This window comes from Trichothermofontia sp. (assembly GCF_053493415.1).
In genome coordinates, this window is the sequence record NZ_JBRCAD010000234.1 from 1 (window position 1) to 7,602 (window position 7,602).

Sequence of the window (7,602 nt, forward strand, 5' to 3'; positions counted from 1 at the left end):
GGGATCGGGCTGGGGAGTGCGGGATCGACGGGGGGAGGGGCGAGGGTGCCATTGGCGAGGATGGGCAGCTTTTGTCCCTGACACCACCGTTTGGCTAAGGGCGACGGCAGGACGATCGCGGGTAGGTGCCGTAGGGCCAGCTTCGTCGGTAGGGGTTGGAAGGTATGGGTAGCGACTTGACTCGCGAGATCGGTCAAGGTCAGGCTGGTGGGCAGCGTGAACCCACAACTTTCGGTTCGTTCTAGGGCTGCTAGGGTTCCCCCCACCCCTAAGATCGCCCCTAAATCACGGGCGATCGCCCGAATATAGGTTCCTGCGCCACAGGTCACCACAACTTCCAACTCTCGCAGGTCCGTTAGCGGCCAATCCGGGTAGTGCGCGAGGCGGGATTGGGTGGCGAGTGAGGGCGATCGCCAGTCGCGGATCTCGATGCGCTCAATCGTTACCTGTCGCGCTGGCACCGCAAAGGTTTCTCCCGCACGGGCACGATCGTAGAGGCGCTGGCCTGCCACCTGGATGGCACTGTAGCGCGGCGGGATTTGGACGATCGTGCCGTGGAAGGTGGCAAGGACGGCCTCAATTTCGGCTAAGGTCAGGGACTGGGGCGATCGCCGCTCCCTACCGCTAGCCTGATCCCAGGCAGACAGGATCATCCCTTCTAGGTCATCGGTATCCGTTGCCAGCCCTAGGAGCAGGGTTGCCCGGTAGATTTTGTGCGTGGGGAGATAGGGTAACAGGCGGGTGGCTTTGCCGAGGGCGATCGGTAGCACCCCGCTGGCCGCTGGATCAAGGGTGCCCCCATGCCCAACCCGTTTTTGTTGGAGCAGGCGACGCACCTTGGCTACACAATCGTGAGAGGTCCACCCCAAGGGCTTATGCAAATTGAGAAAACCGTCGAAAACCACCCCAGCCTCCTGATTATTGATAGCCGCCATCCAAAAAAAGGTTGAGTCCGAGGTCGAAACGCTCAACAATAGACTTGGCTAATCGTTTATCCCCGTTCGCAACCGTGACCGAACTGACCAACCTGGCGCATAACCAATTTTTGGCCGAGACCCTGCAACCCTTTCGGCAACAGTTTACAGCCCTGGCCACCAAAGCCTACTTTAACTACGGCGGGCAAGGTCCCTTGCCCCGTGTCGCCCTTGATGCCATCATTGCGGCCTACGAAACCATCCAGCGCCTAGGTCCTTTCTCCCGGCAGGCGCTCCTGTGGATGAGCCAAACGGAAGAACAACTGCGACACGCGATCGCTAACGATTTAGGCGTTGCCCCCCAAACCATCACCCTGACGGAAAACGTGACCATCGGCTGCAATATTGTCCTGTGGGGGATTGAGTGGCACACGGGTGATCATATTATCTTGTCCGATTGTGAACATCCCGGCGTGGTTGGCGCGGTGCGAGAACTTCAGCGCCGGTTTGGGGTGGAGGTCTCGATCGGTTCGTTTTTGGATAGTAGCAATCAGGATGATCCGATCGCGGCGATGGTGCGCCTCCTGCGGCCCCAAACGCGGCTGGTGGTGCTCAGCCATGTGCTTTGGAATACAGGGCAGGTCCTTCCCCTGGCGGCAATGATCAAAGCTTGTCGAGCCGCAGACCCCACCGGGCGCTTGCAGTTTTTGGTGGATGCGGCCCAGTCGGTGGGGGTTTTGCCCTTGCATTTGGGGGACCTGGATGTGGACTTCTATGCCTTTACGGGACACAAGTGGTGGTGTGGCCCAGAGGGCGTTGGGGGGTTATACGTGCGGCCCGATGGGTTGGCCCTGCTCAACCCCACCTTTGTTGGTTGGCGGGGGATTGAGATCGACCCGATGGCCCACCCAAGTGGCTGGAAGCCAGATGGCCGCCGCTTTGAGATTGCCACATCGGCCTGTCCGCTCTGGGCTGGGTTACGGGAGGCGATCGCCCTCCACCCCGGTTGGGGAACGCCCCAGGCCCGTTACCACCGTATTCTGGAACTGGCGACCTATTGCTGGCAACGTCTTCAGGAACTCCCTACGGTTTCCTGCCTGCGCACTACCCCGCCGGAATCGGGTCTAGTAGCCTTTCAAGTGGCGAACGCTGGCCATGAACAATTGGTGAAATCCCTGGAGAGTCACGGTATTTTTCTGCGCACCATTCGCAACCCGGACTGTATTCGTGCAAGCCTACACTACTTTACGCTAGAGTCAGAAATCGATCGCTTGATCGAGGTTCTCCAGGAAATCTGTCGGTAGGAGTTGAGGGTATTATCCCCATGCGTGTCAAAAATCGTTGGTTCTGGATAGCCGCGATCGTCAGTATTTTGCTCGATCAACTCAGCAAATTTATTGTGGTTCATAACTTTGCCCTCCATGAAACCCTGCCCCTGTGGCCGGGGGTGTTCCACTTGACCTATGTCACCAATACGGGGGCAGCCTTTAGTTTATTTAAGGATGCGGGACACTGGCTACGCTGGCTCTCTTTGGGGGTAAGTTTGCTGTTAATGGCCTTGGCCACCTTCGGTCCGGCCATGAATCGCTGGGAGCAGGCCGGATATGGTTTAATTTTAGGGGGGGCGGTCGGCAACGGAATCGATCGCTTTTTGGCTGGGGAAGTTGTCGATTTTCTCGACTTTCGTCTGATCCAATTTCCCGTTTTTAACCTGGCTGATGTGTCGATTAATCTTGGTATTTTCTGCCTCATTATGGCGGGGCTATATCACTCCCGGCTGGAGCGTCAGCGCGATCGTGCCGCCGATAGATCGGAGAATCGACGCAATCTTGATAAACCTCCTATGGATTAAGAGAGTGTTTGAAAAGTCAAGATACCGGCAGTTTTTTCAACTAAAGCTGCTACTACCAGCGTAAGCGATCGGCTAGTAGCTCGAACAGTAAGTTCTGCAACGTTCGTAGTGCTGGCTTTAGCCGGCAACGACTCAAGTCGTTACTACCAACGTTGCGAAACTTTATGTTTACTGTACGAGGATGCCCAGGCTGCGGGTGTTCGTAGTCGTGGTTTCAACCGCGATCCTCCTTTTAAAACATCCCCTAAGGGCACACACCCGCTCCGGCAATTTTCAGCGGCAACTTCAGATGCACTCGATTGTTTCAGGCCAACCCGTGTGATGGGCTTTGAATACCCGCCACCATGTTTCGCTAACGCCCTGGGAAGGATGGGCAATTGTGTTGATCGCGCTCAGGCCCCAGCCGAATCCCAACCACTCCCAGCCATACTGGTCAGTGGGGGGTGTTTGCCAATCGGGTAAGCGATCGCTGTTAGTTAAGCTATCGACTGAATAAGCCACTGGCAACAGGGAACGGGATGGTTGCATAGCAAACACTCACAAGGTTATTGACCGGGCCAACTCTTCCACCTAAGGCAACGGGTCAGAGCGGAACACCTTTGACAAAATGATCCTTTCTAAAAAACGATTCTAAAATAAACTGTAGTTGCTACATTGGTTAGTTGCCATCGTCCTTTTGGCATATCTTTGGTGGCAGAGTACGTCCATAGATACCCCAATGGGGGACACGCCAAGGGTTCCTACGAGCCGGCCAATTCCTCGCAATCGCATCGCTAGCGTTAGCCCTGTCTAAGTGATAACCAATACCTAGGAATGAGAAACTTCAGTATAAACCCAAGTATCGGCAATCTAGATATGACCCGATCGCACGGGCGGAAGTTCACGAGGCTACTGGTCTGAATGGAATATCGGCAACGATAGAAAAAACAATAATTAGAACAAACAGAAGAGAATATGACTCATTTTAAGCAGATATCCAAGTTTTTGCATTAGGGATAAATTTATCCCCACTACCCCCCTGAAGAAACCCTCATAACAGAAATGGGTTCCCTCGTTAGGTGAGGATTCTTACTCAGCTATCCGAGTTATTTTGAAAAAAGCGAACGTATAAGCGTCCAATCGCTAATCCTGAGATAAAGCTATTATCCGGCCCAGGGGATTTGCCCCAACAAAAGATTAACGATTCTCAATGTTTGCTCAATATTCTGTATCAACCTCCCCTGTGACTGATTGACCTAGCAGTGCCGCCAAGCCGACATCGCTGCCCGAGCAAGCCGCCCGCAGCGCCTTGCTCGTTGAATGCCCTCAGGCTGACGCTATAACCCCAGGATGTCAGATATTGCTAGACAAAACCAATGGAGTGTTCCCTAGCCGCTATAACCTTTTGCAGGGGACAGGCACGTAAACCCCTTTTTTCATTGGATACTAGGGTCTTTCAGGGGCGGGAAAGCCGTTGTATTCCCCCCAAGCATTGTTAAACTTTGCATGGACTGTTTTTTGTAACCCTACCTCCCTAGCCTGTGACCCTAACGCTCTATAACACCCTGACTCGACAGCGCGAACCCTTCGTGCCCCTGGTTGCCGATCGCGTCAATATGTACTGCTGTGGGGTTACGGTTTATGACTACTGTCACCTCGGCCATGCCCGCTCCTATGTGGTTTGGGATACTGTGCGCCGCTACCTGATCTGGCGGGGGTACCAGGTCCGCTATGTGCAAAATTTCACCGATATTGATGACAAGATCCTCAACCGCGCTAAGGCCGAGGGGACGACCATGCAGGCGATCGCCGATCGCTACACCCAAGCCTATTTTGAGGACATGGATCGGCTGAATATTTTGCGGGCGGACGAATATACCTATGCCACCCACACCCTTGATGGTATTAAGCGACTGATCCATGAACTCGAACAAAAGGGCTTTGCCTATGCCGCTGCGGGCGATGTCTACTATCGCGTCCACCAGTTCGAGCACTATGGCAAGCTATCGGGCCGGAAACTCGCTGATTTGCAGGTGGGGGCCAGCGGTCGGGTGGATGATCCCGATCTGCAAAAAAAGGAAGACCCGTTTGACTTTGCCCTCTGGAAGGCAGCGAAACGGGATGAACCTGCCTGGGAGTCGCCTTGGGGGGCTGGTCGTCCCGGTTGGCATATCGAGTGTTCGGCAATGGTGCGCGATCACCTAGGGGAGACAATCGACATACACATGGGGGGGGCCGATTTAATCTTTCCCCACCATGAAAACGAGATTGCTCAATCCGAAGCCGCAACGGGTCAACCCCTAGCTCGCTACTGGTTACACAATGGCATGGTGAATGTCGGTGGTGAGAAGATGTCCAAATCTCTGGGTAACTTCACGACCATTCGGGCGTTGCTGGATTCGGGCCTGGAGCCGATGGCCTTGCGATTCTTTATCCTACAAACCCAATATCGCAAGCCGATGGACTTCACCGAGGCCGCGATCGCGTCGGCCCAAAAGGGCTGGGAACACCTCAAGGAGGGCCTCCTCTTCGGCCATGAGTATGGGGCACAACTGGGCTGGTCCCTGGAACCGGTGCCCGCCGCCGCGTCCGCTGATGTGTCCCCCCACCACCAGCAATTCCAGGCAGCAATGGATGATGATTTCAACACGGCAGGTGCCCTCGCGGTCTTGTTCGATCTGGCGAAAACCTTGCGGCGCGAGAAAAATGTCCTGGTGCATGCCGGCCAGTTCGAAATGGCTGCCGATGTGCTGGAACACACCTGGCGGGAACTAACGGAACTCGCAGCAGTTCTGGGTCTGGCCGCACAACCCGTTGTCGCTAAGCCCCAGACGGGTCCAAGTGATGCGGAAATTACTGCCCTAGTTGAACAACGGCAAGCGGCCCGGAAGGCGCGTAATTTCACGGAGAGCGATCGGATTCGAGACTTGCTCAAGGCCCAGGGCATTACCCTCATTGATCAGGCTGGGGGAGAAACCCGCTGGCACCGCGACTAAGAAGGCATATGGCATGGGAAGACGACACCCCTCACGTGATTTTTAGGAAGTTGAGATTAGGAAGTTGAGATACTGACCATCACCCAGAAACTTAACCCAATCAGCCCGATCGCCAGGGAAAATGCCCAAAAGCGGTGGTAGCTATTGACCAGGTAACCATCATTGTGGCGGCGCAGGTGAATCAGATCCACCCAGGACATCACCCCCCGCCGGAACCAACCCACCACACTGGCCTCCCGGTTGACTAAATTGTCCGCCTGACTGGCCCCAAAAAGGAAATTCCCTAGGGGACCAAAGCGTGAACTATAGCGGAGCATCACCATCCCTGTCGCATCTTGGAACTGTAGCTCCGAGCCAAAGCGATAGCCCGCATTACCGCGACCGATCACTCTCCCCTCCAGCTTCACGGGCTGCCCGCGCAGGGGGCTGGCATAGGGATCAGACATCAGGGTTAAAATATCCCGCTGGGGCGCACGCCCAAAGTTGGGGAACAGGGCCAAGGTCTGGCAGAGCTGGCCGATGCCAAAGCCCAGAAGGATCATGCCCAGCAATGCGCCCAAATTTCTCGTCCACAGAAAAAGTGCCACGCCAGCGGCAATGCCCGCAATCAACCCGATGACTGGGGCGGCGTACAACACCACGTCCAGGATAAAACTGCCATAGAGTTTCCCCTTGCTCAGCTTCTTACCTTCCGCAATCACCCGGCCCATCTCAAACTCGGTATCCAGGCCCAACTGTTCCGCATAGGTGGATAGGGCACGAACCCGCTTGCCCGTCAGAGGGTGGGTTGAGTTCAATTCCATCCACCAAGCCCAGGGATTAAACAAATCCCAGAGAAAGACCCGGCCCATCCGCACTGGTTCTGACACCACCCGGTAGGCCGTCCCCACGCCCGCTGCCGCACGGGCGTCATAGATCCCCAGGGCACGCGTCCCTTCGACTAAACGGCTTGGCTCTTGGGTCCGCTTCCCCTCCTCCAGAATGCCATAGGCGATCTTCACGAGGGCACGGGATAGGGCATTGGGATTCCCGGTGACCTCGGCAGCAAAATGATCGGCAAAGTATTCCCGCACCCGCGATAGGTAAAGCAGCAGATAGGTGCCAATCAGGTAAAAGACGTAGGCAGCGGCGGCGAGACTGGCAGCGGCATCCCGTTGCTTTTTGCCTAAGTGCAAGGCCAGCCGGCGTACATAAGCATAGATGAGGTAGGCGGTTTGGACCAGGGTTGAGGCGAGGGTCATCACCGCAAAGTCCCAATGGACAATGTGGCCTAATTCGTGGGCATAGACCGTTGCCACCTCTTCATCATCAAGATAGGTGAATAAGCCTTGACTCACCACGAGGCGCGAGGCATTGGGCAGGGAGCCATAGGTAAACGCAGTGGGGTTTTGGTCGGCAATCAGGCCGAGACGCGGCTGCTTGAGGTGGTACTGGGCACAAACCTGGCGGATGATGCGACCGGCTTCGGGGCTACGCCGCTCGATGTCGTTCAGGGTGACCCAGCGAGTGCCATAGAGCCAAGCCTGGGTCAGATCCATCCAAAAGGGCGCGAGGAAAAAGCTGACTAGGTTGAAAAGAATCGTTAAAACAACGGCAATCCCCAGCCCCAGGGTTGGGTTGGTACTGTCTTGGATCAGGATCAGGCTCAGGATCAGGGCAAAGACCATGCCGAACAGCAGGGATAGGGTCACGGTTGACGCGAGGGCTAAACTGCTGCCCACGCCTGCCATTGTGAGTTTCACGCCAGCCTTGGCGGCCCGTCCAGCTTTTTGGAGTGGTGTCGGAGTACCCTTGCTCGGAGCCTTGCGAGACGTGGCCGGGTTCCCTGACGACTGGGGGAGGGCGGGGGGCGGCGATGCCC

At 55.9% G+C, this 7,602-nt stretch carries 6 protein-coding genes; 3 read left to right on the top strand and 3 right to left on the bottom strand.

All coding sequences use genetic code 11. The annotated features are described in order from the left end of the window. A partial coding sequence (gene truB / locus ACWIUF_RS20505) for a tRNA pseudouridine(55) synthase TruB (protein WP_448574400.1) occupies nt 1–935 on the bottom strand: 935 nt, incomplete at its 3' end. A gap of 74 nt (nt 936–1,009) precedes the next feature. Between truB and ACWIUF_RS20510 the strand changes: the two genes are divergently transcribed. Both ACWIUF_RS20510 and lspA read left to right on the top strand, forming a co-directional pair. Continuing rightward, a complete protein-coding gene (locus ACWIUF_RS20510) occupies nt 1,010–2,218 on the top strand; it encodes an aminotransferase class V-fold PLP-dependent enzyme (RefSeq protein WP_448574401.1) in 1,209 nt (402 codons plus the stop codon). Nucleotides 2,219–2,238: 20 nt separating this feature from the next. Further along, the gene (lspA, locus tag ACWIUF_RS20515; RefSeq protein ID WP_448574402.1) at nt 2,239–2,766 is read left to right on the top strand and encodes a signal peptidase II; all 528 of its coding nucleotides are present in this window, start codon (nt 2,239–2,241) and stop codon (nt 2,764–2,766) included. 285 nt (nt 2,767–3,051) lie between these two features. Here the strand turns inward: lspA and ACWIUF_RS20520 are convergent, their stop codons facing one another. Beyond that, complete coding sequence (locus ACWIUF_RS20520) at nt 3,052–3,294, bottom strand: hypothetical protein (RefSeq protein ID WP_448574403.1); 243 nt, start codon at nt 3,292–3,294, stop codon at nt 3,052–3,054. Between the two features lie 992 nt (nt 3,295–4,286). Between ACWIUF_RS20520 and cysS the strand changes: the two genes are divergently transcribed. Further along, complete coding sequence (cysS, locus tag ACWIUF_RS20525) at nt 4,287–5,741, top strand: cysteine--tRNA ligase (RefSeq protein WP_448574404.1); 1,455 nt, start codon at nt 4,287–4,289, stop codon at nt 5,739–5,741. 56 nt (nt 5,742–5,797) lie between these two features. Here cysS and ACWIUF_RS20530 read toward each other — a convergent pair. Beyond that, nucleotides 5,798–7,602, bottom strand: a 1,805-nt coding sequence (locus tag ACWIUF_RS20530; protein WP_448574406.1) for a M48 family metalloprotease, incomplete at its 5' end; no start/stop codon positions are given.